25 protein-coding genes are annotated in these 25,960 nt (G+C 62.2%); 10 read left to right on the forward strand and 15 right to left on the reverse strand.

Annotation, left to right across the window (positions count from 1 at the left end):
- Positions 1-5: 5 nt before the first annotated feature.
- The 5 genes from ACFWXH_RS18050 to ACFWXH_RS18070 all read right to left on the reverse strand — a co-directional run bounded on the left by ACFWXH_RS18050 (position 6) and on the right by ACFWXH_RS18070 (position 5,245).
- Positions 6-1,085 (reverse strand): sn-glycerol-3-phosphate import ATP-binding protein UgpC, encoded by a 1,080-nt coding sequence (locus ACFWXH_RS18050; protein ID WP_379122514.1) that lies wholly within the window; start codon positions 1,083-1,085, stop codon positions 6-8.
- A gap of 7 nt (positions 1,086-1,092) precedes the next feature.
- The gene (gene ugpE, locus ACFWXH_RS18055; protein ID WP_054313954.1) at positions 1,093-1,941 is read right to left on the reverse strand and encodes a sn-glycerol-3-phosphate ABC transporter permease UgpE; all 849 of its coding nucleotides are present in this window, start codon (positions 1,939-1,941) and stop codon (positions 1,093-1,095) included.
- Positions 1,942-1,975: 34 nt separating this feature from the next.
- The gene (ugpA, locus tag ACFWXH_RS18060) at positions 1,976-2,860 is read right to left on the reverse strand and encodes a sn-glycerol-3-phosphate ABC transporter permease UgpA (protein ID WP_054313742.1); all 885 of its coding nucleotides are present in this window, start codon (positions 2,858-2,860) and stop codon (positions 1,976-1,978) included.
- Positions 2,861-3,020: 160 nt separating this feature from the next.
- The gene (ugpB, locus tag ACFWXH_RS18065) at positions 3,021-4,331 is read right to left on the reverse strand and encodes a sn-glycerol-3-phosphate ABC transporter substrate-binding protein UgpB (RefSeq protein WP_054313744.1); all 1,311 of its coding nucleotides are present in this window, start codon (positions 4,329-4,331) and stop codon (positions 3,021-3,023) included.
- A 230-nt stretch (positions 4,332-4,561) separates the two neighbouring features.
- A complete protein-coding gene (locus ACFWXH_RS18070; protein WP_379122516.1) occupies positions 4,562-5,245 on the reverse strand; it encodes a TlpA disulfide reductase family protein in 684 nt (227 codons plus the stop codon).
- Positions 5,246-5,277: 32 nt separating this feature from the next.
- Between ACFWXH_RS18070 and argH the strand changes: the two genes are divergently transcribed.
- From argH to lysA, 3 genes are all read left to right on the forward strand, one after another.
- Positions 5,278-6,678 (forward strand): argininosuccinate lyase, encoded by a 1,401-nt coding sequence (argH, locus tag ACFWXH_RS18075; protein ID WP_379122518.1) that lies wholly within the window; start codon positions 5,278-5,280, stop codon positions 6,676-6,678.
- Between the two features lie 67 nt (positions 6,679-6,745).
- Complete coding sequence (locus ACFWXH_RS18080; RefSeq protein ID WP_379122520.1) at positions 6,746-6,955, forward strand: hypothetical protein; 210 nt, start codon at positions 6,746-6,748, stop codon at positions 6,953-6,955.
- A gap of 19 nt (positions 6,956-6,974) precedes the next feature.
- A complete protein-coding gene (gene lysA, locus ACFWXH_RS18085; RefSeq protein WP_379122521.1) occupies positions 6,975-8,243 on the forward strand; it encodes a diaminopimelate decarboxylase in 1,269 nt (422 codons plus the stop codon).
- A gap of 6 nt (positions 8,244-8,249) precedes the next feature.
- Here lysA and ACFWXH_RS18090 read toward each other — a convergent pair whose 3' ends face one another.
- Positions 8,250-8,552 (reverse strand): helix-turn-helix transcriptional regulator, encoded by a 303-nt coding sequence (locus ACFWXH_RS18090; RefSeq protein ID WP_054313750.1) that lies wholly within the window; start codon positions 8,550-8,552, stop codon positions 8,250-8,252.
- 56 nt (positions 8,553-8,608) lie between these two features.
- Here ACFWXH_RS18090 and ACFWXH_RS18095 point away from each other — a divergent pair, with 56 nt between their 5' ends.
- Entirely contained in the window at positions 8,609-9,550 is a 942-nt protein-coding gene (locus ACFWXH_RS18095; protein ID WP_379122523.1) for a threonine/serine dehydratase, read from the forward strand.
- Between the two features lie 167 nt (positions 9,551-9,717).
- Entirely contained in the window at positions 9,718-10,800 is a 1,083-nt protein-coding gene (locus ACFWXH_RS18100) for an SIP domain-containing protein (protein ID WP_379122524.1), read from the forward strand.
- Positions 10,801-10,807: 7 nt separating this feature from the next.
- Here the strand turns inward: ACFWXH_RS18100 and ACFWXH_RS18105 are convergent, their stop codons facing one another.
- On the reverse strand, positions 10,808-12,022 hold the full coding sequence (locus tag ACFWXH_RS18105; RefSeq protein WP_379122526.1) for an MFS transporter: 1,215 nt from the start codon (positions 12,020-12,022) through the stop codon (positions 10,808-10,810).
- Positions 12,022-14,136, reverse strand: a complete 2,115-nt coding sequence (locus tag ACFWXH_RS18110; RefSeq protein ID WP_379122527.1) for a TonB-dependent siderophore receptor — start codon at positions 14,134-14,136, stop codon at positions 12,022-12,024. Before ACFWXH_RS18110 ends, ACFWXH_RS18105 begins: the two co-directional genes overlap by 1 nt.
- Before the next feature lie 237 nt (positions 14,137-14,373).
- Between ACFWXH_RS18110 and ACFWXH_RS18115 the strand changes: the two genes are divergently transcribed.
- A complete protein-coding gene (locus tag ACFWXH_RS18115; RefSeq protein ID WP_379122528.1) occupies positions 14,374-16,953 on the forward strand; it encodes a TIGR02302 family protein in 2,580 nt (859 codons plus the stop codon).
- A 141-nt stretch (positions 16,954-17,094) separates the two neighbouring features.
- On the opposite strand, the gene ACFWXH_RS18120 is transcribed toward ACFWXH_RS18115, so the two are convergent.
- Together ACFWXH_RS18120 and ACFWXH_RS18125 are read right to left on the reverse strand one after the other, a co-directional pair.
- Positions 17,095-17,880 (reverse strand): lysophospholipid acyltransferase family protein, encoded by a 786-nt coding sequence (locus ACFWXH_RS18120; protein ID WP_379122529.1) that lies wholly within the window; start codon positions 17,878-17,880, stop codon positions 17,095-17,097.
- A gap of 102 nt (positions 17,881-17,982) precedes the next feature.
- Positions 17,983-18,888 carry a LysR substrate-binding domain-containing protein gene (locus ACFWXH_RS18125; protein WP_379123288.1) on the reverse strand — a complete coding sequence of 302 codons (906 nt, stop codon included), beginning with the start codon at positions 18,886-18,888 and terminating at the stop codon, positions 17,983-17,985.
- Positions 18,889-19,045: 157 nt separating this feature from the next.
- Between ACFWXH_RS18125 and ACFWXH_RS18130 the strand changes: the two genes are divergently transcribed.
- Positions 19,046-19,660, forward strand: a complete 615-nt coding sequence (locus ACFWXH_RS18130) for a pyridoxamine 5'-phosphate oxidase family protein (RefSeq protein WP_054313957.1) — start codon at positions 19,046-19,048, stop codon at positions 19,658-19,660.
- 42 nt (positions 19,661-19,702) lie between these two features.
- Here ACFWXH_RS18130 and ACFWXH_RS18135 read toward each other — a convergent pair whose 3' ends face one another.
- From ACFWXH_RS18135 to ftsE, 3 genes are all read right to left on the reverse strand, one after another.
- A complete protein-coding gene (locus tag ACFWXH_RS18135) occupies positions 19,703-20,371 on the reverse strand; it encodes a YdcF family protein (RefSeq protein WP_054313958.1) in 669 nt (222 codons plus the stop codon).
- 121 nt (positions 20,372-20,492) lie between these two features.
- Entirely contained in the window at positions 20,493-21,485 is a 993-nt protein-coding gene (locus tag ACFWXH_RS18140; protein ID WP_054313756.1) for an ABC transporter permease, read from the reverse strand.
- Positions 21,478-22,137, reverse strand: a complete 660-nt coding sequence (ftsE, locus tag ACFWXH_RS18145; RefSeq protein ID WP_054313757.1) for a cell division ATP-binding protein FtsE — start codon at positions 22,135-22,137, stop codon at positions 21,478-21,480. The genes ACFWXH_RS18140 and ftsE overlap by 8 nt, the downstream gene beginning before the upstream one ends.
- 293 nt (positions 22,138-22,430) lie before the next feature.
- Between ftsE and ACFWXH_RS18150 the strand changes: the two genes are divergently transcribed.
- The 3 genes from ACFWXH_RS18150 (at position 22,431) to ACFWXH_RS18160 (ending at position 24,116) form a co-directional block, all read left to right on the forward strand.
- Positions 22,431-23,075, forward strand: coding sequence for a hypothetical protein (locus tag ACFWXH_RS18150; RefSeq protein WP_379122532.1), 645 nt, complete (start codon positions 22,431-22,433; stop codon positions 23,073-23,075).
- 47 nt (positions 23,076-23,122) lie between these two features.
- Positions 23,123-23,665, forward strand: coding sequence for a hypoxanthine phosphoribosyltransferase (gene hpt / locus ACFWXH_RS18155; RefSeq protein ID WP_379122534.1), 543 nt, complete (start codon positions 23,123-23,125; stop codon positions 23,663-23,665).
- Positions 23,666-23,750: 85 nt separating this feature from the next.
- Positions 23,751-24,116, forward strand: coding sequence for a response regulator (locus tag ACFWXH_RS18160; RefSeq protein ID WP_054313759.1), 366 nt, complete (start codon positions 23,751-23,753; stop codon positions 24,114-24,116).
- 34 nt (positions 24,117-24,150) lie between these two features.
- Here the strand turns inward: ACFWXH_RS18160 and ACFWXH_RS18165 are convergent, their stop codons facing one another.
- Positions 24,151-25,101 (reverse strand): aldo/keto reductase, encoded by a 951-nt coding sequence (locus ACFWXH_RS18165; RefSeq protein WP_379122536.1) that lies wholly within the window; start codon positions 25,099-25,101, stop codon positions 24,151-24,153.
- A gap of 149 nt (positions 25,102-25,250) precedes the next feature.
- Positions 25,251-25,805 (reverse strand): gamma-glutamylcyclotransferase, encoded by a 555-nt coding sequence (locus tag ACFWXH_RS18170; RefSeq protein ID WP_379122538.1) that lies wholly within the window; start codon positions 25,803-25,805, stop codon positions 25,251-25,253.
- Positions 25,806-25,960 lie beyond the last annotated feature (155 nt).

Here is a 25,960-nt window from a genome sequence, read left to right on the forward strand (position 1 = left end):
CGGGTCTAGGCCCGCTTCCCTGTGCTGTCGAACCAGTGCAGCTTCCCGGCCGGCACCATGACCTCAAGTCTGTCACCTGGCTTGGCCGCCGCACGGCCCGATACCCTGACAACGATACGGCCACCGGCCGCCGCGCAATAGAGGAAGCTTTCGGCACCCACCGGCTCGACCGCCTCGACGGTGGCCGACAGTTTGAGAGCGCCGGACGCCTTCGCCTCTTCGCCGATGACATCGGCATCTTCCGGCCGGAAACCCAGCGTCGCGGCATGGACCGGCGCGGCGATCCCCAACGCTGCGCCATTGGCAAAGAGCTTCTCCGGCGTGCTGGCTGGGCTGTCCGGCTTGGCCGTGACGGCAAGCAGGTTCATCGGCGGCGCGCCGATGAAGGAAGCAACGAAGGTCGAGGCCGGTTTCTCGTAGATGTCGAGCGGCGCACCCATCTGCTCGACCAGCCCGGCATTCATGACCACCAGGATGTCGGCCAGCGTCATCGCTTCCAACTGGTCATGCGTGACGTAGACAGAGGTGACCCCCAGCGAACGCTGCAGGTTCTTGATCTCCACGCGCATCTGTCCGCGCAGCTTGGCATCGAGATTGGAAAGCGGCTCGTCGAACAGGAACACCTTGGGGTTACGCACGATGGCGCGGCCCATGGCGACGCGCTGGCGCTGGCCGCCGGAAAGCTCGCGCGGGCGCCGATCGAGCAGATGCGACAGCTCCAGCACCTTGGCGGTCGAGCGCACGCGCGAATCGATTTCGTCCTTCGGCGTGCCGCGGTTGCGCAGGCCGTAGGCCATGTTGTCGTAGACCTTCATATGCGGGTAGAGCGCGTAGTTCTGGAACACCATGGCGATGTCCCGTTCGGTCGGCCCAACCGCGTTGACCACCTTGCCGTCGATGGCGCAGGTGCCTGACGAGATCGTCTCCAGGCCAGCAATCATGCGCAGCAGCGTGGACTTGCCGCAGCCGGACGGGCCGACCAACACGCAAAGCTCCTTGTCGGGGATGGCGATCGACACGCCTTTCACCGCCTCCACCCCGCCGGGATAGACTTTGCGCACATCTTTCAGATCGACTGTCGCCATCTATTTCCTATTTCTCCGTATCGACGAGACCGCGCACGAACCAACGCTGCATCAGCACCACGACCAGGATAGGCGGAACGATGGCGAGGATCGCCGTGACCATCACCAGATGCCATTGCGTGTCGGCGTCGGCGAAGGACACCATCTTCTTCAGCGCAATGACGATGGTGGTCATGTCATTGCGGTTTGTGACCAGCAGCGGCCACAGATATTGCGTCCAGCCATAGATGAAGAGAATGACGAACAGCGCCGCTATGTTGGTGCGTGACAGCGGCAAAAGGATATCGAAGAAGAACCGCCACGGGCCGGCACCATCGACCCGCGCGGCTTCGACCAGTTCGCCCGGAATGGTCATGAAGAACTGCCGGAACAGCAGTGTCGCCGTCGCCGACGCAATCAACGGAATGATCAGGCCGGCATAGGTGTCGATCAGCCCGAGGTCGACCATCACCTTGTAGGTCGGCAGGATGCGCACCTCGACCGGCAGCATCAACGTGATGAAGATCAGCCAGAAGATGGCCATCCGGAACGGAAACCGGAAGAAGACGATGGCATAGGCCGACAGGATCGAGATCATGATCTTGCCGACGGCGATGCCCAGCGCCATCACCGTCGTATTCAGCAGCAGCGTGCCGGCACCGACGCCGCCAAGGCGGCCGGCACCGCCGAACAGGGCCTCCGCATAGTTGTTCCAGAACTCGCCGCCGGGCACGAGCGGCAGCGGTGGCCGGAGGATCGTCTGCAGCGTCTGCGTGGACGCAACGAAGGTGTAGTAGATCGGGAAGGCAACGATCACCAGGCCAAGGATCAGGATGGCATGGGCGACATAGATGCTCGCTGCCGACTGGCCGATCATCAGCTTGTCATGCCCGCTCCCGGGTGCCTTCGGCTCAGCCATAATGCACCTTCCTTTCCACATAGCGGAACTGGATGGCGGTGAGCGCGATCACGATGATCATCAGGATGACAGACTGTGCGGCGGAAGACCCCAGGATCAGATTGACGAAGCCGTCATTGTAGACCTTGTAGACCAGTGTCTCCGTGGCCTTGCCGGGTCCGCCGCCGGTGACGGCATGCACGATGCCGAACGTATCGAAGAAGGCATAGGTCGTGTTGATGACCAGCAGGAAGAAGGTGGTCGGGGCGAGCAGCGGGAAGACGATCGTCCAGAAGCGTTTCACCTCCTTGGCGCCATCGATCGCAGCGGCCTCGATCAGCGTTTTGGGGATCGCCTGCAGCCCGGCGACGAAGAACAGGAAATTGTAGCTGATCTGCTTCCACGAGGCGGCAGCCACCAGCAGGATCATCGCATCGGTGCCGTTGAGCACCGGGTCCCAGGCGATGCCCATCTTCCGCAACAGGATCGCCAGCGAACCGATCGACGGGTTGAACAGGAAAAGAAACAGCATGCCCGCGATGGCGGGAGCCACGGCGTAAGGCCAGATCAGAAGCGTGCGATAGAGGCCTTTGCTGCGCACCACCTTTTCGGCCATGACCGCAAGCAGAAGGGCGGCGATCATGGCGACCGCGGCCGTCGCCACCGAAAAGACCACCGTGACCTTGATCGAATGCAGATAATTGGGATCGGCCAGCACTTTCTTGAAATTGTCGAACCAGACGAATTTCGATTTCAGGCCGAACGGATCCTCCTTGAGCATCGACTGGTAGAGCGCCTGTGCCGCTGGCCAATAGAAGAACACCAGCGTGATGGCGAGCTGCGGTGCCACCAGAAGATAAGGCAGCACCCTGTTCGGGAAGACGACGCGAGGGGTCATCGCAGCCTTGCCTCCCCCCTTGAGGCGGCGGTGGCGGTCCTATCAAGAAGAACCGCCCGTTCGCCCACGTTGAAACAGAGTCCCCACGCACCCGCTTGGACCCCCTCTGACCGCTGCGCGGCCATCTCCCCCTCGAGGGGGGAGAACACGCCGGCGCTCATCAATTCCCCAACGCTTCCTTGATGGCGGCGTTGCCGCGCGAGACGGCGTTGTCGAGCGCCTGCTGCGCGGTCTGCTGACCGGCCAGCATCTTCTCATATTCCTCGTTCTGGATATCGCGCACCTGCGGCAGGTTGGGCAGGCGCACGCCCTTGGAATTGTCGGTGGGTGCCTTGCCCATCATCTGCAGGATCGGCGTCTCACGGCCTGGATTCTTTTCATAGAAGCCGGACTTCTTGGTTGCTTCATAGGCAGCCAGCGTGACCGGCAGGTAGCCGGATTTCTGGTGCAGGTATTCCTGCACTTCGGTCTTCGACAGATAGGTGAAGAAGGCCGCTACGCCCTTGTACTGTTCTTCGGATTTGCCACCGAAGACCCACAGGCTGGCGCCTCCCGGCGTGGTGTTTTGCGGAGCGCCAGGCGCATCGCTGTCATAAGGCAATTGGCCGATGCCGTAGTTCATGCCTGATTTGACGATATCACCAAGACCGCCCGAGGACTCGGTGAGGATACCACATTCGCCGGCGAGGAAGAGCTGCTTGGCTTCCGAGGTCCGGCCGCCATATTTGAAGGTGCCATCCTTGGCGAGATCGGCCAGTGCCTGGAAGTGATTGACGTAGAGCGGCGCGTTGATCTTCAGCTCGACATCGCCGCCGGCAAGACCGTTCTGCTGTGTCGCCCACGACACATTGTTCCAGGCCGCGAAGTTCTCGGTATGGATCCAGGTCAGCCAGGTCGAGGTGTAACCGCAGGCGGCTGCACCGCTCGACTTGATCTTCTTGGCCGCTTCCCAGACCTCGTTCCAGGTCTTGGGCGGCGTGTTCACATCCAGTCCGGCCTTCTGGAAGATGTCCTTGTTGTAATAGAGGATCGGCGAGGAGGAATTGTAGGGGAAGGACAGCATGGTGCCGTCAGGTTTCGAATAGTAGGCCACGATGCCCGGCAGATATTGGCCCTTGTCGAATTGCGCGCCCGATTCGGTCAGCACATCGGCCACCGGCTTCACGGCGCCCTCGGCGGCCATCATCACACCGGTGCCGACATCGAATACCTGCAGGATGTCCGGCGCCTGCTTGGCGCGGAAGGCAGCGATGCCGGCATTCAATGCTTCCGGATAGGTACCCTTGAATACCGGAACCAGCTCATAGTCCTTCTGGCTGGCGTTGAAGTCCTTGGCGATCTTGTCGACGACTTCGGCGTTGGCGCCGGTCATGGCATGCCACCAGCTGATCTGTGTGACAGCAAAAGCCGAAGTGGTGGTGCAAAGAACGACTGTAGCGGCAACCCCGGCCGCAAGACCGCGAAACGACATGCTTCTCTCCCGTTATCCGTTGGCGTACGAAAACGTCCGCGACGGGAGTATGGGTCGAATACGATGAGCCGACAACGTTTTTGTTTCGAGTGCGACTATCGTAGCATCGTTTGGCTTGCGACTGGCTTTCGAATTACGCGAAACTCGTTAGCCGACATTTCTTATGAAGCATGACCTTGCCCGAAAAGTCTGCAACTTTTGCTGCGCTGACCTTCGGTTCGGGACCATACTTAGTTAGCCAGCGCTGTATCCATCAAGCGCTTGGCATCGTCGCCTGCCCATTCGGCCGGACCGTTCATGTGGCCGATCAGGCAGCCCTCGCCGTCGACCAGAAGCGTCACGGGCAGACCTAGCGCCAGGCCGCGTTTCTTCAAATCGTTGAACACGCCCATCGAAGCATCGCGATAGTGCGCCAGCGACTTCACGCCGATCTCGTCGAGAAAGGCCTTCGGCTTGGCATCGTCGCCGGTGTCGACATTGACCGTCATCACCTCGAACTTGTCCGAGCCCTTTTCCTTCTGCAGCGCATCGAGCGCCGGCATTTCGGCGCGGCACGGCGCACACCAGGTCGCCCAGAGATTGACCAGTACGGTCTTTCCGGCGCGATCTGCCAGCGTCATCGGCTTGCCGTCCGGTCCGTTGAAGGCGAGCGCCTTCAACGATTGCGGCGGATCGGCCGGCAGAAGGGCCGCAACCTGGCCTGTCGCGGCGGCGGCGACCTTCTTGGCGCGCTCGGCCTTTGCGGCGCAGACCGTGTCGTCCTTGCCGGCCGAAGCCGTTGCCACCGGTTCGGGCGCATTGTTGCCAGACCCGCTCTCCCTGACATATACCGCGACCGCGCCGGCCAGCACGCCGGCGACAACCGCGGCCATGATCAGCCGTGGGGCGGGAAAGAATTTCTTGCCGTCTGCCATGTCCAAATGTCTCCGGGGAACGGGTTATAGCGATGAGCGACAAGAAGGCCAGCAACCAGATGTGGGGCGGACGATTTGCCTCGGGCCCGGCCGCGATCATGGAAGCGATCAACGCGTCCATTTCGTTCGATCGCAAACTCTATGCGCAGGACGTCCGCGGCTCGCTCGCCCACAGTGAGATGCTGGCCGAAACAGGCATTATTTCGGCGGACGATCAACACAAGATCGCTCACGGCCTGAACACGATTTTGAAAGAGATCGAGACTGGACAGTTCGAGTTTTCGACCCGGCTGGAAGACATCCATATGAATGTGGAAGCTCGCCTTGCTGAGCTGATCGGGTCTGCGGCCGGCCGCCTGCACACCGCACGCTCACGCAACGACCAGGTCGCGGTCGACTTCCGGCTTTGGGTGAAGGACGAGTTCCATCGCGTGGCCGAAGCCCTGAAGGGACTGATCGCCGTTTTCCTGGTACGCGCCGAGGAACATGCCGCCACCGTCATGCCGGGCTTCACCCATCTGCAGACCGCGCAGCCGGTGACCTTCGGCCACCACTGCCTGGCCTATGTCGAAATGTTCGCCCGCGACCTGTCGCGCGTGCGCGACGCGATCCAACGCATGGACGAGAGCCCGCTGGGTGCGGCGGCCCTTGCGGGCACAGGGTTCCCGATCGATCGTCACCAAACGGCCAAGGCACTCGGCTTCCGCGAACCGACCCGCAATTCGCTCGACAGCGTTTCTGACCGCGACTACGCGCTGGAATTCCTGTCGGTGGCTGCGATCTCGGCCACCCATCTGTCGCGGCTGGCGGAGGAGATCGTCATCTGGTCGACGCCGCAATTCGGCTTCGTGCGTCTGTCGGATTCCTTCTCCACGGGCTCCTCGATCATGCCGCAGAAGAAGAACCCGGATGCCGCCGAGCTGGTGCGCGCCAAGACCGGCCGCGTCAACGGCCATCTCATCGGCCTGCTCACAGTCATGAAGGGCCTGCCGCTGACCTATTCCAAGGACATGCAGGAGGACAAGGAAGCCGTATTCGACGCCGCCGAAACGCTCGACCTGATGCTCGCAGCCATGACCGGCATGGTGGGCGACATGACGATCAACGTGGCCGCGATGAAAAAGGCTGCCGGATCCGGCTATTCGACCGCGACCGACCTTGCCGATTGGCTGGTGCGTACGCTGGGCATGCCGTTCCGCGAAGCACACCACGTCACCGGCCGTGCGGTGGCGCTTGCCGAGACCAAGAAGGTCGGCCTGGAAAAACTGATGCTGGAAGACCTGCAGTCGATCCACGACGGCATCACTCAGGACATCTTCTCGGTGCTGTCGGTTCAGAATTCGGTCAAGAGCCGCATCTCGTTCGGCGGCACCGCACCTTCGGAAGTCCGCAAACAGATCCGTTACTGGAAAAAGCGCCTCGCCAAGGCTTGATGCCGGATGCAATGCCTAAGAAACTCCGCTACAAGCGACAGCTCGAAACGCACGGACGGAAACAACGATGACGGCAGGCAGGATACTGGTGACGCTGACGGTTCTGGCGGCGGTGACGGCAGTGACGGCCTGCGGACGTCGCGCTGGTCTCGATACGCCTTACGAGGCCGCCGTGCAGGCGCGCAAGGACGCCGCCAAGGCCAAGCAGCCATTGCCTCCGGAACCGACGAAACCGGAAACGGACAAGCCGTTCGTTCTCGACAAGCTGATCCAGTAGCCTTCCGGACGAGTTACCCGTGAACCATTTCGATTATCGCGACGGCATCCTGCATGCCGAGGACGTGGCAATACCCGCAATCGCGGCGAGCGTCGGCACGCCGTTCTATTGCTATTCCACCGCGACATTGACACGCCATTTCCGTGTTTTTTCCGAAGCCTTCGCCGAACTCGACGCGCTGGTCTGCTATTCGCCAAAGGCGAATTCCAATCAGGCGGTGCTGCGCACGCTGGCGAAGCTGGGGGCCGGCGCCGACGTGGTTTCGGAGGGCGAGCTGCGCCGCGCGCTCGCAGCCGGCATTCCGGCCGGCAAGATCGTTTTTTCCGGCGTCGGCAAGACCGCGCGCGAAATGGATTTTGCGCTCGCGGCCGGCATCCATTGCTTCAACGTCGAATCCGAGCCTGAGCTGGAGCTGCTGTCGGCACGTGCCGTGGCGGCGGGAAAGACCGCGCCGGTGTCACTGCGCGTCAATCCGGACGTCGACGCCAAGACACACAAGAAGATCTCTACCGGCAAGGCCGAGAACAAGTTCGGCGTGCCATGGCAGCGGGCTCGTGAGGTCTATAAGCGCATGGCCGAACTGCCGGGCATCAAGGCTATCGGCATCGACACCCATATCGGCAGCCAGATCACCGAGCTGCAACCTTTCGACGATGCCTATCGGCTGCTCGCCGAACTCGCCATGACGCTGCGCGACGATGGTCACGCCATCGAACATATCGATCTCGGCGGCGGCCTGGGCATCCCCTACAAGACCGACAACAACCCGCCGCCATTGCCCGACGCCTATGCAGGCATTGTGAAGAAGCATGTCGGCGGACTGGGGCTCAAGGTGATCTTCGAGCCAGGCCGCCTGATCGTTGGCAATGCCGGCATCCTGGTTGCCGAGGTGATCTACCTCAAGGAAGGCGAGGCCAAGAATTTCGTCATCATCGATGCGGCGATGAACGATCTGATCCGCCCGACGCTCTATGATGCCTACCATGACATTCGCCCTGTACGGTTGGGTCCGGCCAACGGGCCGCGCATCCGCGCCGATGTGGTGGGTCCGGTCTGCGAGACCGGCGACTATCTGGGCCATGACCGCGATCTGCCGAAGCCGAAGAGCGGCGACCTGATCGCCATCGGCACTGCCGGCGCTTATGGTGCGACCCAGTCCAGCACCTACAACACCCGCCTGCTTGTGCCGGAAGTGCTGGTCGACGGTGACCGTTTCGCCGTCGTGCGGCCGCGCCGGACCTATGAAGAGTTGATCGGCCTGGACACGATCCCGGATTGGCTGGCGTAACCAGCCTCACAGGCTCTCGAGAACCATTGCCTTGACCGCGCCGATCCTGCCTTCGTCGCGCTGATAGAATATCCATTGCTTGATGCGCTTGGAGCGCACCAGCCCGGCCTGCGAGAGCACCCGCATATGCTCGCTGAGCGTGGCCGGCGTGATGCCGAGCTTGTCTGCGATCAGCAGCGCGCAGACACCATCCTTGACCAGATCGCCGTCCACCTGCGGCGGGAAATGCGCCGCCGGATCCTTCAACCAGTCAAGGATCTGCAGCCGGCGCGGATTGGCGATCGCCTTGAAGATTTCAGCCTCTTGCATTTAGGCATTTTGCCAAGTTACTAATTGATGTCAACAGTGGAATGCCGGAGCCCTCGATGTCAGCCGAAACACGGATCACGCCCGAACGCATCAGCCGGACGGAGGCGCTGATCAGGCCGCATATAAGACGTACGCCGGTCTTGCCCGTCGACATGGTCGATTTCGGCCGCGCCGCATTTCCGGTGCGGCTGAAGCTCGAGTGCCTACAGCATTCCGGTTCGTTCAAGGCCCGCGGCGCCTTTTCCAATCTTCTGCAGCGCGACATTCCGAAAGCCGGCGTGGTCGCGGCATCGGGCGGCAATCACGGCGCCGCCGTTGCCTATGCCGCCATGCGCCTTGGCGTTCCCGCGACGATCTTCGTGCCGAGTGTGTCGCCGAAGGCGAAGACCGACCGTATTCGTGGCTATGGCGCCGAGCTGGTGATCGCCGGTGACCGTTATGCCGACGCGCTTGCCGCCAGCGAAGCGCATGTCGCCAGGACCGGTGCGCTTTCCGTCCATGCGTTCGAGCAGGTCGAGACGCTGCTCGGCCAGGGTACGCTGGGCCTAGAAATCGAACAGGATTTGCCCGACATCGACACGCTGCTGGTCGCCGTCGGCGGCGGTGGACTGATCGGCGGCGTCGCCGCCTGGCTGGCCGGACGCATCCGCATCGTCGCGGTCGAGCCGGAAGGCTCACCCACCCTGCACAATGCCTTTGCCGCGGGTGAACCGGTCGATGCGCCGACCGAAGGCGTGGCAGCGGACTCGCTGGCGCCGAAACGTGTCGGTTCGCTGATGTTCCCGATCGCGCAGAACTACATCGAACGCTCGATCCTGGTCAGCGACGACGACATCGTCACCTCGCAGAAGGCCTTGTGGGACGCGGTACGTGTTGTCGCTGAACCCGGCGGAGCTGCCGCCTTCGGCGCCATGCTCTCCGGCAAGTATCAGCCGGCGCCTGGCGAGCGGGTGGCGGTGCTGGTCTGCGGCGCCAACACGACGGCGGTGCAGTTTTAGCTCGACAAGGCTGGCGGCGTACTGCGGATTGGCTGATCGTCATAAACATGAATTAGATAATCAAGTTTACTGGAAACCTGTCCGAGACTGTGGCATGGGAAACCTCGTTGGGTCGATGCATGCCGTAGCAACCCAACGGGTGCTGCATTCGAATGGACAGGTCGACCATGAGCCAACTCACCGCCGAAACTCTCGTCGAGGACGACAACATCCGCATGGCCATGGAAAAATTCCATGCCGAGCATGAGGAATATGCGGTCGAGACCGGTGTCGAGCATCAATGGGAATACAACACATACTATGGCTCGCTGAGTGCGATGCTGGAAGGTCGCACTGTATCGATCCGTGTCTCCGCTGAGGACGAGACCTGCCTGTCCTATATGAAGATGGCCGTCGCCGGTCATATCGCCGAATTTCTCGGCACCACGCGCGGTCTTCGCTGGAATGGTGATGGAGCCGAAACCGGAACGCCGGTCTTCTTCCGCGAAATCATGGTGCAATCGTCTACCCGCATCTCGCCGCATATGCAGCGGATACGTTTCACCGGGGACAATCTTGCCCGCTTCGCCAGCGGCGGACTGCATGTGCGGCTGTTGCTGCCAGCCAAAGGCCGTAAGCCGGTGTGGCCGACAGTGGGCAGCGATGGCCTGATCGTTTGGCCATCTGGCGACGATGCGCTGACGGTGCGGGTCTATACCATCCGCGCAATCGATCCCGTCGCCGGTTGGTTCGATGTCGACTTTGTTCTGCACGAAGGCGACGCCACGCCGGCCGCCACCTTCGCCGCCAACGCCAAGGCCGGAGAAGTGATCGGCATGTTCGGACCCGGTGGCGGTGATGCCTTCGGCCAGCGCAACCTCCTCCTCCTTGGCGACGAAACGGCGCTGCCGGCAATCGGGCGGACCCTGGACAATCTCGCGCCCGGGAATCGAGCCGACGTTTTCATCGAAGTCGACAGCCCGGCCGATACCCTGCCGTTGGCCGAAGGTGACAATATCAAGATCAGCTGGCTCTACCGGCACGGCCGTGAACCCGGCACCGCCAATTTGTTGTCGCAGGCGTTGAAGGGCATTGACCGGACTTCACTGGCCAACGACGTCTATGTCTGGGCCGGCTGTGAATTCGGCGATTTCCGCGAACTACGCCGAATCGTACGCAAGGAGTGGGGCCTCAACAAAGACCGCCAGATGGTCGTCGCCTATTGGCGCCGGGGGACCAAGGGTGAGGAAGGGGTGAGAGGCGAGGAATAATCTCGCCTCATCGCCGATCCGATACCAGCGAAATCGCCGGAATTGCGGCCAGAGCTATGATGCCGGCAGCGGCGAAGAAGATGCCGTAGCCGAAATGTTGCGCGGCATAGCCGGCGACCACACCGCCTGCCATGCCGACCAGTGCGTCCATGCACTGGAACAGCGTGAAATCCACGCCGGCCTGTTTCGGGTCCGACCAGCGCATGAACTGCGCATAGAGCGCCACGAAGCCGAGCGCCATGACGCCCGACGAGGCGAGGATCGCCACCACAATCAGCGCTGGCTGCGGAATACCGCCGATCAGCGCATAGCAGGCGAAGAAGAAAAGGCCTGCGGCCTGCAGCGCCAGTGCCAGCACAAGCACGTTACGCATGCCCCAGGATCTCACCAGGGCGCCGCCAAGCAGGGCCGCCGCCACGCCGACGAACATCGAGCCGATACCATTGATGAGGCCAACGGCGGTCAGGTCGAGTCCAGCGTCGATGAGGAACGGGCCCAGCATGCCGAGCGCCACCTTTTGCGCGATCACATAGATCGCCGCCGCGGCGAGACCACGCCGGATCTCCGGCCGCTTCAACGCAGTGACCAATGAGGGTACATGCCCGCGCGCCTCTTCCGGCATGATCGGCGTGGGCGCGAACAGGAACGGCAGACCAAGCAGAAGCAACAGAGCAGCCATCGTCCAGATGCCGATCTGCCAGCCGGAAACGTCGACCAGCATCAGGAATAGGCCTCCGCCGAGCGCCGAACCCAGATAGGCGCCGCCGACCTGCGCGGCATTTCCCCAGCCGTGATATTCCTTGGCAAGGCTCTGCACCGCATAGCCGTCGCAGGCGATGTCGACGGTCGAGGCTGCAAAGGCAACGATGGTGAGCAAAGCAAGCACCGGCAGCACGGCGGCGGGGCCGATCGCGCCGACCGCGAACAGGCCGATCGCCGAAATGAGGCCGCCGGCAAACACGATTGCCGCGGTGCGGTTACGGCCGTTCGCCGGCAGACGGTAACGCTCCACCGCCGGCGACCACAGGAATTTCAGCGCCCAGGGCAGCACGATCAGCGATACCAATCCGATGCGATCGAGCGGCACGCCTTCGCTGCGCATGATAGCCGGCAGGCCGATCCAGGTGATGCCGCCGATCACGCTTTGAGCGATGTAGAGTCCGCCGACCGCCGTCAGGACGGCGAGCGGCGATCCGGCCTGCTTTGAAACGATAGCGTGCATCAGAACCGATACCTCAGGCTGCCGAACACCGAACGGCCCTCGTCGCGGTAGCAGTTGCCGGCCTGGCAGATTGTGCCCTGCTTGTTGAACAGGTTCTTGGCGTTCACCTGCAGTGTCAGGCCCTGCATATCGGGATTGCGATAGCCGAAGTCATAGGACAGCGCGGCATCGACATAAGTCCGCGCGGCATTCTTGAAGCTGTTGGTGTCGTCGCCGTAACTCTCGCTGGAATAGCGGATGCCTGCGCCGAGACCGAGCCCGGCCAGGGCATCGGCCTCGAACTTGTAGTGGCCCCACAGCGCCAGCACGTCGTTTGGCGTTGCCGACAGCTCCTTGCCGATCGTTCCGTCAGCCCCTTTTTCGATCTTCATGCGCAGATGGGTATAGGAAGCGATCACGCCGAAACCATTGTCGAAGGAAGCATTCGCTTCCAGCTCGATGCCGCGTGAATTGAGATCCAGTTGGCGCTGGCGCTGATTGCCCTGCTCGTCGAAGGTCGCATCGTAGACGAGACCATCCTTCTGGCTGATGTCGAAATAGGCGGCGCCGAGAACCGCATTGGTGTCCGGAATCTCGTATTTGACGCCAACTTCCATCTGCTCGGCCGTCGTCGCCCGCGCCACGCGGCGGATGTTGGTCACCGGGTCGTAGACGTAGCCCATATTCGGCGAAAACGAGGTCGAGTAATTCGCATAGGGAATGATGCCCCAGTCGGTGCGGTAGGAGAGCCCGAGCCGCCAGGAAAAGTCGCGGTCGCGCTGCTTCGCCTTGTTGTATTCGGCATCGGTGGAAGCAGTGTCGACCCAGTCATAGCGGCCCGACGCGAACAGGGTGAAATTGTTCCACTCCATCTGGTCGTGCACATAAGCGCCAGTCTGGTTGAGTTCCTGTCCGCGCGTGAAGGGAACCGGTTGTGCGGCAATGTCCGTAGCCGAGACATAGGAAATCGCGCTGTGAGAGCCATAACGCGCCCAGCTGTAGTCGAGGCCTGCGACGGCGGTGTGTTTGACTGGCCCCGTATCGAACGTGAACTGCGCCATGTTGTCGACGACGAAGTTCTTCATGTCCTCTTTATAGTGGCCCCAATAGCGCTTGAGCGGCTCGTCCGGCCCCGTCGCATAGTGGAGGCTGTACTCCATGTCGGAGTCGACGGCGTTGTAGCGAAGGTTCTGGCGCACCGTCAGCAGGTCGTTGAACCGGTGCTCGAACTCGTAGCCGATGCGGCCCTGGTTCTGGCTGAAATCATTCCAGGCAGGATCGCCTTCGTAGAGATCGGAGCGCACGCCATAGGAGGGATTGTAGAAGGAGGCCGTTCCGCCGGTGACCGAGCGCGACAGTTCGCCCAGTATGGTGAGCTTGGTGTCTTCGTCCGGCTTGAAGGTGAAAGCAGGCGCGAAATAGGCCTTGTCGTCCGGATAGCCCGGCAATTCCGTTTCGCTTTTGCGGGCAAGACCGGTGAAGCGGTAGAGCAGGCTCTTGTCCTCGTTCGCCGGGCCGGTGATGTCGAACGCCCCCTGGTAGCGGTTGTATTCGCCGCCGAGCACTTCGATCTCGCGGAAGTTCTCGTCCTTCGGGCGTTTGGTGATGACGTTGACGATGCCGCCGGGGCCGCTGACGCCATAAAGCGACGAGGCGGGGCCTTTGAGGATGGTGACGCCTTCGATGCCGTAAGGCTCGGTCTTGAACCAGGCGGAAGGGCCGTTGTACTGGCGCAGTCCATCGCGGAACATGCCGTTGTAGTAGGCCTGGAAGCCGCGCAGGAAAAAGGCGTCGTAGCGGCTGTCGAAGCCATAGGCATTGGGATTGGCGCTGGCGGTGTAGTTGAGCGCCTCGTTGAGAGAGCGCGGTTTCTGGTCCTCGATCTGGTCTTGTGTGATGACGGTGATCGCCTGCGGGATCTGCACGATCGGCGTGTCGACCTTGGTGCCGTCGCGATCCTGCTTGGCGACATAACCGTTCTGTTTCAACGTATCGCCGCTCTCGGATTCGAGAGTGATCTTTTCGAGCACCGTGGCGTCGCCGTCCTGGGCTTTCGCAGCCCAGATCGGCACGAGCCAGAGCGCGCTTCCGAGCGCCAAAATCTCAAGCCGGCGAACCAGTGACTGCGACCCCATGTTTTGTCTCCTTTTTCGAGTGCAGCCTCGCCTCACAAATATGACTATTTGAGTCAAGTATATTCGCGCGATTTTGCGATCGCATCCACATCGTGTGGCGGCTGCGCCACGGCCCACACCGGCGCCGACGACAACGTGAACGGGCTTTTCGTCACGCCGCCTCGCCTTTGCCGTGTTTGCTGCTATGATTTTGAATCGTGAGGCCGCGCCATTCCGGCCGGCTTTCCGGAAGAGCCGATGACAGAGCGACCCACATCCGGCACCGATCGCAGCCTGGCGGCACGACTGGCCGCCAGCAGGCTGGCGACGCGTGCTGTGATCGTCGTCGAGCGCGCCTGGCCTCTGGTGCTGCCCTTCCTGCTTGTCGTCGCGCTATTCTTGTCCGCTGCCTGGCTCGGCATTTTCACGCGACTGCCGGATATGGCCCGACTTGGCCTTGTCGGCCTGTTTGGCATCGCAGCACTGGCCGCGCTTTATCCGTTGCGTTTCTTCAAATCGCCAACGGCATCCGAGATCGATAGCCGCATAGAGGCCGCCAATGCCTTGCTGCACAGCCCGGTGCGGGTGCAGACGGATCGGCCAGGCGGTCAGGCAGGTGATTTTGCACAGGCGCTGTGGCGCGAGCACCAGAAGCGCATGGCCGCCAGGCTAGGCTCGCTGGGTACCGATCTTCCCTCCACCGGCGTCGCCCGGCGCGACCCCTGGGCTGTCCGCGCGGTTGTCGCGCTGTTGCTGGTGGTTGCGCTGGCTTTTTCTTACGGTCCGCAGGGTGGCCGCATCGGCGATGCCTTCCTTGCAGCGGGCACGCGTGATGCCGTGCCGCCGCGTATCGACGCCTGGGTGACGCCGCCCACCTATACCGGCAAGCCGCCGCTGTTCCTGAGCGCGGACGCCACGCGCAAGGACGCCACCTTTACCGTACCGCAAGGCAGCGACGTGACCGTACGCATCACCGGCGGCGCGAATGAGGAAACAGTCGTCTATGACGAGGCGAGCGGCAACAGCCGCGAGATCAAGCCCGACGCGCCCGCCGCTTCGGACACAGCCGCAGCTGACCAGCCTGCAATTGCCGATGCTCCACGCCAATTCAATGGAAAGCTCATCGCCGATGGCGCACTGGTGCTGAAGTCCGCTGACGATGAGCTTGGCCGCTGGTCCTTCGTCGTGACACCCGACACCGCACCGCAGATCCGCTTCGCCGGCGAGCCGCGGCGCGCCGCGAACGGGACCGCGGAAATCAACTATCAGATCGACGACGACTACGGTCCGGCAAAGGCGCTTGCGGAGTTCAAGCTCGCCGAGCAGCAGGCGCCGAACGCTCGCCCGCTCTACGGCGCACCGGAGATGCCGCTGGCGTTGCCGCGGCGTGGCGCCAAGAACAATGCCGCACGCACCACCAAGGACCTGACCGACCATGTCTGGGCGGGTGCAAGCGTTAAGGTGACGCTGGAAGCGGCAGACGGCGCCGGCCAGATTGCCCGCAGCGAAACCAAGACCTGGACCTTGCCTGAACGGCCGTTCGCCAATCCGCTGGCGCGTGCCGTCATCGAGCAGCGCCGGATTTTGGCCCTGGACGCGAATGCCAGGCCGCGCGTGCTCGATCTGATGGATGCGATCACGCTCCGGCCCGAGGACACTTTCGATTCGATGTCGAACTACCTTGGACTGATGAGTGCCCGCAGCCGCCTGAAACTTGCCGGCACCGACGACGAGTTGCGCGGGGTTGTCTCCTATCTATGGGATCTGGCGCTGGGCATCGAGAATGGCAGCCTGTCGAACGCCGAGAAGCGGTTGCGTCAGGCGCAGCAGGCCTTGCAGGACGCGCTGCAGAACGGCGCCAGCGACGAGGAAATCGACAAGCTCATGAAAGAGCTGCGCCAGGCGATGGCCGATTTCATGCGCGAATTCGCGCAGCGCAATCCCCAGGGCAAGGAACAGCCGCTGCCGGACGACGCGCGCGTCCTCAGCGAAAACGACCTCAAGCGCATGATGGACCAGATCGAGGATCTGGCGAAGTCCGGCGATCGCGACAAGGCGCAGCAGTTGCTCTCCGAACTGCAGGACATGATGAACAATCTGCGCACGGCCCGCCGCCAGGGTCAGAATCAGCAGAACAGCGAGATGCGCCAGCAGATGGACAAGCTTGGCGAGATCATGCGCCGCCAGCAGGAGATGATGAACGAGACCTACCGTACCGATCGCCAGCAGCGCGGCCGGAATGGGGAAGAAGGATCCGAACAGGATATGCCCGGCCAGCAAGGCCAGCAGCGGCCGGACAGCAATGAGGGCCAGCAAAATGGCGGCGGCGACAAGCCGATGACCCCGGAAGAGTTCGCTGATGCGCTGAAACAGCTGCAGGAGGGCCAGGGCAAGCTCAAGAGCGATCTCGAGAAGCTGAAGAAGGGTCTGGAAGGCATGGGCCTGGAGCCGAACGAGGGCTTCGGCGAGGCCGGCCGATCCATGGGCGACGCGGAACAGTCCTTGGGTGGCGGCGAAAGCGGCGCAGCCGTCGGCCAGCAAGGCCGTGCGCTGGAGGCGCTGCGGCGCGGCGCCAAGGACATGATGCAGCAATTGCAGGCGATGCAGGGCGACGACGGCAACGCACAGGGCAGCCGTCAGCGCGGTGCGAACCGTGATCCGCTCGACAGACCGACGCGGTCCGATGGTCCAGACGACAACAGTACGGTCAAGGTCCCTGACCAGATCGACATGCAGCGTGCTCGCGAGATCCTAGAAGCGATCCGCAAGCGGCTCGGCAATGCGCTGAGCCCGGAAATCGAGCGCAGCTATCTGGAGCGTTTGCTGAACCTCAAGTGATCACCGGCAGCTAGAGCATTTTGTAGCCAAGTGGAATCACTTGGCGTTACAAAAATGCGGTGAAAACAAAAACTTAGAGCGTTTCCGCGTTTCCGTGAAAAACGGAAACGCTCTAAAGACCGGCTTCATCGAGCGTCGGCGTCAGGCAACCCCGAGTTCCGCCAGCCGTTTGGCGGCGGTCGGCGGCAGCGGTGGCGCATTGTCCGACTTGGCCGCTTCGATCAGAAACGCGTCGCAGGCCGATTCCGTCTCGCCGATCAGTCGCCGCATGAACTCTTCCTTGTCGAGCCCCGGCGGAATCGGCGGCAGGAAACGCGCCTTGATGGTGCCGGGAAAACGCAGGAACTTGCGACGTGGCCAATAGAGGCCGGCGACATGGGCGACCGGGACCACCGGTACGCCGAGCTGCGAATAGAGTTCGACAATGCCGTATTTATAGGCCGGTTCGTCGCCCGGCGCGCGGCGCGTTCCTTCGGGATAGATGATGAGCTGGCGTGGATTGCGCGCCAATTCCGCCTTGGTGGCGGCAATCACCGCTTTCAGCGCTTTTGAGCGGCTGCCGCGATCGACCGGGATCATCCGCATCTTCATGATGTACCAGCCGAAGAAGGGTATCCAGGTCAGCTCGCGCTTGAGGATGTAGAGCGGATCCTTGAGATACGGGAAGAAGGCGATGGTATCCCAGAAGGACTGATGCTTCGGCGCCAGGATGAAGGAGCCTTCAGGCAGGTTTTCCTTACCGGTGATCTGGCTGTCGGTGCCGCCGATGACCTTGTAGAGCCACATGCTGGTGCGCGACCAGAATTTCGGCACGAACCAGGCCCGATCGCGTGACGACAGGAAATAATAGGGCGTCCACAGGACCATCTGGACGATGAGGTTGAGATAGAAGACGAAATTGAACGCCAGCGAGCGGATGTAGAGCATTCGGGAAGCCTGGTGAGAAAGCGCGTGTTCGTTACACCATGAATAGGCAAAAAGGAATGACAGTGCAGCTTGCCGAATCGACGCTTTGTCCGGCGCTGTTTTTCAAATGCCGAGCCCTGCCAGGCGCGCCTTCAGCCGCGGCGCCCCAAAATCCAGGAACGCCCGCAGCTTGAGCGGCAGCAAGCCACGCCCGGCGTGGACCAGACTGACCGGCCAGGGTTCGGGTTCGAAATCCTCCAGGATCAACTTCAACACACCCGACCGCACAGCGTCAGCCACTTGATAGGACAGCACCCTGGCGATGCCAACGCCGGCGGTCGCTGCATCGATGGCAGCTTCGGCAGTGTTGATCGTCAGCCGCGATCGCACGGGCACCGCGATCTCCCTTTGCCCCTCCGTGAATGTCCACGCCGCCGGCAGCGCCAACCGCTCGACAGTCACGCAGTGGTGGGCGCTCAACTCCTGAGGCGTTCCGGGCACGCCATGGGCTTCGAGATAGGCGGGACTGGCGCAGGCCACGCGGCGGATCGACCCCACCCTGATCGCGACCATGCTGGAATCCGGCAACCGTCCGATGCGCACGGCGAGATCGATGTGCTCCTCGACCAGCCGCCGCAACGTATCGGACTGGGTGAGCCTGATATCCACCTCCGGATAGGCAGCCAGGAAATCCACTACGACCGGCAGCACGTGCAGGCGGCCGAAGACGATCGGCGCTGTCACCACCAGTTCACCCCGTGCCTGGCTGTATTCACCGGCCGCGGTCTGCTCGGCCTCCTCGATATCTTCCAGGATGCGCCGGCAGGAGGCGAGATAGGAACGTCCTGCTTCGGTCAGCTCGAGCCGGCGGGTCGAGCGGTTGAGCAGCCGTGTCCCAAGGTGCTTTTCGAGATCGGAAAGCCTGCGGCTCACGGTAGCCAGAGGCATGCCGAGGCCACGGCCTGCAGCCGAGAGGCTGCCGGCTTCCGCCACGGTCACGAACAGTGACATCGAACCCAGACGATCCATCACTCTTTCAATATTCGGAATAATGCCTTCCAGCAACGCCATCTACTTCTGCAATGCGAAAGATACCAGTTTCAGACGAATTCGCCGCCCCCAGCCCATTGGCACGCGGCCGCTCGTGCGACTGGCTCTGCCGGGAGCAATGGACAAGGAGACCGCGATGGCCGCCTCATACATCTACGCAAGCGATGTCGCCTTCACACCCACGGTGAAAGCGATCCAGGCCCGCAAGGGATCGCGACAGGCCTATGCTCGCTCGGAGGAACGTGGCTGGAACCAGGACATAACGCCCGATCTCGCCGCCTTCATCGCGGCGCAGACCAGCATCTTCTTCGCGACCGCCAATGCCGAGGGCCAACCCTATATCCAGCATCGCGGCGGACCAGCCGGCTTCCTGCACGTGCTTGACCACCGCACCATCGGTTTCGCCGATTTCTCGGGCAACCGACAGTTCATCTCGCAAGGCAATCTCGCCGACAACGGCAAGGCCTTCCTGTTCCTCATCGATTACATGCTGCGCCAGCGCATCAAGATCTGGGGCGAGGCGCGTGTCGTCGAGAACGATCCCGAACTTCTGGCCCGGCTGATGCCTCCGGACTACAAGGCGCGTCCCGAACAGGTCATCCTGTTCACCGTATCAACCTGGGATGCGAATTGCCCGCAGCACATTCCGCAGCGTTTCGAAGCGACCGATGTCGCGTCGATCCTCGCCGACCGCGATCGGCGTATTGCCGCCCTCGAGGCGGAGATCACGAAATTGCGCGCCGGCTCCTAAAAGGCATCGACCCATCTCAGGTCGCCCATCGGGGCCGTGCGGTCAGTCGAGGTCGTGGTTGGCGAAGGCAGGCCGGATCGGCAGGACAACGCGGCCCAATGCCAGGAGATATTTGTTGTATTCGGTGAACAGCACCCGGAAGGCGCCCGGCTTGATCAGCCAGCCGCCATTGTCGAGATTGCTGTTGACCACCGGATAAGGCACCAGCTTCGCGCCCCGCAGAAGCCGGCCCATCTCCAGGAGGCTGCGGGGCATGTGGTAGTTGTTGGTGACAAGGAGGATGCGGCTGTAGCCATGGGTCTCGACCCACTTGGCGCTCTCCTCGGCATTGCCGATCGTGTCGAGCGCCGCGCGATCGATGTCGATGCAGCACGAAAACAACTGGGTGTCGCCCTGCGTCGCCCGCTGCAGCTGCTTGCGGCTGGCGGTCGGATGCACCCCGCTGATCAGAAGCCGCGCACCCTTGCCTGATTCGAGCAGGCCGATGGCTGCATCGAGCCGCGACTGGCCGCCGGTGAGCACGATGATGGCGTCCGCCGCCTCGGGATCGGCCGGTGTGGTGAGCCGGCTGACATGGCTGGCGAACCAGCCGAAACCCAGGAGGTAGAAGGCGATACAGAACAGGACCAGAAGGCTGATATTGCGCACCAGGCGCCACAGCCGGGATGGTCCGCGCGACACGCTGCGAGTGTCCCGCGCGACTTCGGCCATGTCGGCAGAATCGCGACTGTTCATGCTTCCATGATTAGTGCCGAATTGCGGCCTTTGGTAGGAAAAAGCACCCTCCCGCGAGCTGATTTCTGGGCCGCACTGCGTCATAGCCGCCTCTCCGTCAGCCGCCGTCGGTCTGGCGCGTATCGAGATCACTCAGATAGGTGATCACTGTGGCATGCGACGTGGCCGCGGTCAGCGCGCCGATCACCACCACCATCAGGACGACGCCGAGATATCCAGCCCAGCCGATGGCGAAACTGCCGAACAGCGCAACGGCCTGGTCTGCTTGCGGCGTTGCCATGTTTCGCGATGCCCAGAAGGAAAAGATCAGGAACACGACGATTGCCGCCACGCCGCCGGCTGCCGCTCCCTTCATGCCGGTAACAAGGAACTGCTGTCGAAACTGGCGGGCAATGAACCGCGCTTCGGCACCGACGAAATGCAGCACCTCGATGATGTGGCCGTTACCCGCCATCGCGCCGCGCGTGGCGAACACCACCGTCAGCACGGTCGCCGACAGCATGAGCACCAGCACCAGCATGCCGATGGTCACTGTCGTGCGCGCCATGGCAACCAACCGGTCCACCCAGGTGCGGTGATCGTCCAGCGAGGCGCTGGCGATCGTATTGGTCAGCGCCTCGCGCATGGCTGCGAAATTGGGCGGATTGTTCTCGTCGATGGTGACAACGACAAGGCGAGGCACCGGCAGCTCGTCGATGTTGAGACCGCTGCCCAGCCATGGCGCCAGCAGGCGCGCGGTGGCATCACGGTCAACGATGCTGGTGGCTTTGACGCCCGGGAATTTGGCTGCGATCCCGGCTGCACTGGCCAGCGCAGCCTCCATGTCCACCCCGTCGACCGGCTTGATCTGGATCGTCGCCTCGCGCGAGATCTGGTTCTCCCATACTGCCGCGGTACCCCGCACCAATGTGACCGCGCCGAAGGTGAGGCAGGACAGGAAAGTCATGATGGCGATGACGAACACCAGTGCGCGGCCGGCGATGTTCTGCGCCGGCACGATGGGCGCCATCTTGCGCTGCGCGCGCTGAGGTGCCTCGGCGCGACGGATCTCGCCATCTTCGTCTTCGTGATCGGCTGTCATCTCAATCATAGATGTCCAGTCTCCCTCCCGACAGGATCAGCCGGCGGGCATCGACCTGTTCCATCAGGCCGAGATCGTGGGTGGCAATGACGACGGCCGTACCGAGACGGTTCAGTTCGATGAACAGCCGAAGCAGCCGCCGCGCCAATTGCGGATCGACATTGCCTGTCGGCTCGTCGGCGAGCAGGATCTGCGGCTGTTCGATCAGAGCGCGTGCGATCGCCGCGCGCTGTTTCTCGCCACCCGACAGCACCGGCGGCAGCACATGCATGCGGTCGCCAAGGCCGACCCACTTCAGCAGTTCGACCACATCGGTGCGATAGCTCGCCTCCTCGCGGCCGCGCACGCGCAGGGGCAGCGCCACATTCTCATAGGTTGTCATGTGATCCAGCAGTCGGAAATCCTGGAACACCACGCCGATACGGCGCCGCAGATGCGGCAGTTCCTCGCGCGTGATGCGGGCGCGATCCTTGCCGAAGACGGTGATCAGCCCCCGCGTCGGTTTCAATGACAGGAATAGAAGGCGCAACAACGTCGTCTTGCCGGCACCGGACGGCCCGCTGAGGAACTGGAAGGAACGCTCCGGAACATGCAAGGTAATGTCACGGAGAATCTCCGGACCCATGCCGTAGCGGAGGCCGACATTTTCGAAGCGGATCACGTGCGGCGACCTGGAACTGTGTTTGGCGGCAGTCCGCCCGTCTCTAACGCATGACCCCGAAGATCGGAACGATTTTCGGAAAGGATCATGCGCCAACTCAAAGTGTTGGAGCGTCCTTTGCGCGTCCGGACTGACACGCGGCGCTCTGAGAAACGACCATCGACCGGCATGGTTAACGGCCGGTTAAATTTCGATGCCGGCCGCCGCTGTAAATCGATTCCGGTTGGGAAGCATTAACCATTTTTGTCTACGGAATGGCAACAGACGGCGAACAGAAGCGACCAGGATACAGGATGGCCGATCGCGGCACGGCACGCCCGGTTTCCGGCGAAATCATGACCGCGGCCTCATCGGTTCGCAACAGCACCGCCGTGGCCGACGTGGTCGACGCTGATTTCATCGTGCTTGATCCTGATTCTGGCGTTCAGTTTGGTCGAGCGCCTACGCAGATCCCCTTGGAAACGGTTGAACCAGCACCGTCACTCGACGGCATGGGCATGCTGCGTAAGGACAAAACGACCACCGATATGCACGGCGCATCTCATGGCGGACCACTGTTCTGGGGCGGTGGCGTTACAATCGCCCTGCTGGCATTCTGGGTCTCGGGTGGCCACGCCTTGTTTCACCAAGGTGCTTTCTTCGATTCGACCGAGAACGCCGTCACCGCACTCAGCATCTCGGGCGTGAGTTCGCGCGTCGACAGCAGCGGCCGCAAACCTGTGCTGCTTGTTGACGGCGAGGCCGGTAATGACGGCATGGAAGCAGCCGTGCTGCCGCCGCTCGAGATCCGCGTTACCGGCAATGACGGCCATATCACCCGCTATGGGTTGGGGACATCCGGCCGCACCTTGCCGCCTGGCGAAAGATTTGCCTTTTCCAGCCGGCTCGACCTGCCTAGAAACGGCGTAACGGCCGTCTCGGTCACCTTCGCGCGATAATGGCGGCTGCGGCCGTCTTCGGACGCGCGTTTCCAGAAAGGATCTTCATGCCAGTTGTACGGGGCAAGGATATCGAGGTTCTGTTTTCGGCGTCGGCGATCGCGCGCCGCAATCTTGAACTCGCCAAGGAGATCGCGGCCCACGATTATCACGACCTCCTGGTCATCTCGGTCCTGAAGGGTTCCTTCATTTTCGCCGCCGACCTGATCCGCGCCATGCACGATGCCGGGCTGTCGCCGGAGGTCGAGTTCATCTTCATTTCCAGCTATGGCGCCGGCACCGAAAGCGGACAGGTGCGCGTGTTGCGTGACATCGACAACGAGGTTGCCGGCCGCGACGTGCTCCTGATCGATGACATTCTGGAATCCGGCAAGACGCTGAAATTCACCCGCGAACTGATGCTGTCGCGTGGGGCAAGAAGCTGTTCCATTGCCGTGTTGCTGGACAAGCGCATGCGCCGGCAGACAGACCTCAACGCCGACTATGTCGGCTTCGACTGCCCGGATTACTTCGTTGTCGGCTACGGCATGGATGTCGGCCACGCCTTCCGCGAACTGCCCTTCGTCGGGGTGGTGAAAGGCGACGCCTGAGCGCGTTCCGTGGCTCTTCGAAAAGAATTCGGGGACCGCTCGGACTTTCAGGAAACGTCAACATTTGCCGGGCAAAGCTCGGCGCATGACAAAGCTTCTGATCGTCGAGGACGATGAATCCGTCCGCACTCTCGCTGCCCGCGCGCTCGAACGCGCAGGCTACAATATCGACATCGCTGCCGACGGCGCGCAAGGGCTGGAAAGCATCCGTGCTGCCAACGGCAATTACGATCTGATCGTCTCGGATATCCGCATGCCGGAGATGGACGGCATCGAAATGGCCAAGGCCGCCGCAGCCGCTTTCCCGGCGCTGAAGATCATGCTGGTGACGGGCTATGCCGATCAGCGCGAGCGTGCGGAGGAATTGAACGGCATCATCTTGGACGTCGTGCAGAAGCCTTTTACCCTGGCCGAAATCCGCGACCGCGTCGGCCGCGCGCTGGCGGCCTGACGGCGCACAATTCCACCGACGTCAGCAGGCGAGCCTACGCACTCGCCTTGTCCAGCTCATCGATATCGGCCGGCTTGAGCGTGAGCGAGGCAGCGCGCACAAGGCTTGCCATCTGCTCCGGCGTGGTCGCGCTGGCGATCGGCGCTGTCACGCCAGGTCGGGCGATGACCCAGGCAAGCGCGACTTCTGCCGGCTTGACGGTATGCCGCCCGGCGACGGCATCGAGCGCTGCTAGGATGCGCATGCCGCGTTTGTTGAGATATCTCTCAATGTCTCCGCCGCGCGCGGCGCTTTTGCCGAGATCGGCCTTGCTGCGGTACTTTCCCGACAGAAATCCCCTGGCAAGGCTGAAATAGGTGATGACGCCGAGCCCCTCAGCCATGCAGAGATCGCGCAGCGGACCGTCATAGGAAGCGCGGTCGTAGAGATTGTATTCCGGCTGCAGCACCTCGTAGCGCGGCAGATTGCGCAGCTTGGCCACATCGAGAGCGGCCCGAAGCTGACCTGCGTCCAGATTGGAGCAACCGATATGGCGAACCTTGCCCTTGGCAAGGAGCTTCTCATAGGCGCCAAGCGTTTCCTCGTAAGGCACCGTCGGATCGGGCCAGTGCGAAAGATAGAGATCGATGGCGTCGGTCTGCAGGCGCTTCAGCGAGGCTTCCACCGCCTGTTCGATATGGGCGGCGGAAAGGTCCCTCTTGCCCTGCCCCATATCTGCACCGACTTTGGTGATGACGACCACCTTGTCACGAGTGCCCCGCGCCTTCATCCACTTGCCGATGATGGTTTCCGATTCGCCGCCCTTGTTGCCGGGCACCCAGCGCGAATAGGCGTCGGCCGTGTCGATGGCGTTGAGGCCGCCATCGACAAAACGGTCGAGCAGATCGAAGGACGTCTTCTCGTCAGCGGTCCAGCCGAAGACATTGCCACCCAGTACGAGCGGCGCGATTTGGAGGTCGGTTCGACCGAGCAAACGTCTGTTCAAGATTGATCTCCCTAGAGCATTTTGTAGCCAGATGGAATCACTTGGCGTTACAAAAATGCGGCGAAACAAACTTAGAGCGTTCCCGCGTTTCCGTAAAAACGGAAACGCCCTAATGCCGGCGGGTGCCGATACCGGCAGGAAGCTAGGGACTATCGCCGAGCGTTCAATGGGCCAGAAGCGTTTTCGGGCGGGACGATCAGCCGCGCCACCTCTTCCAGCCAGCGATCGCGAATGCCGAGCGCTTCGAGATGCTGAATGGTGTTGAGCACATAGTCCTCATTGACACCGGACTGGCCGACAGCGCCGCGTACGACGGTGGCGGCCTCCGCTTCATCGAGTGAGCCTGCATATTGCTCGTGGCCACGGTCGGCGACATAGGTCACCGCATCCGCCATGCGGCCGTCCTCTAGTGCCACCTTCACCCAGCGTTCGAGATAGACGTTGGTGACCAGTTCACGCTCGCGCAGATAGGCGATGACCTCGTCACGCAACTCGCCAGGCACCCGGAAAGCCAGCCCGATACAGGAACCGCCGCGGTCGAGGCCGAGCACCAGACCTGGCCTTTCGCGGGTGCCGCGGTGGACGAAGGAATAGACGCAGAGCGAACGCCGATAGCCATGCAGGCGTGCTCTTTGCGTCTCGACATGCGCGAAACCGGGGCGCCAGATCAGCGAACCGTAGCCAAAAACCCAAAAATCGCCCATATCGCCAAGCCTAAAGCATGATCCCGAAAAGTCGTGGACTTTTTGGACAAAGATCATGCGACAAGCAAAGAGACAGGGCGGAATGTCGGTTCATCTTCATCGCGTTCCGCACCAAATCATTTCGACCGGGATGGTCGCCGTTCCGGTTCTTTCTG

Source organism: Mesorhizobium sp. NPDC059054 (genome assembly GCF_042739215.1).
In the GTDB taxonomy this organism is placed as follows: Bacteria; Pseudomonadota; Alphaproteobacteria; order Rhizobiales; family Rhizobiaceae; genus Mesorhizobium.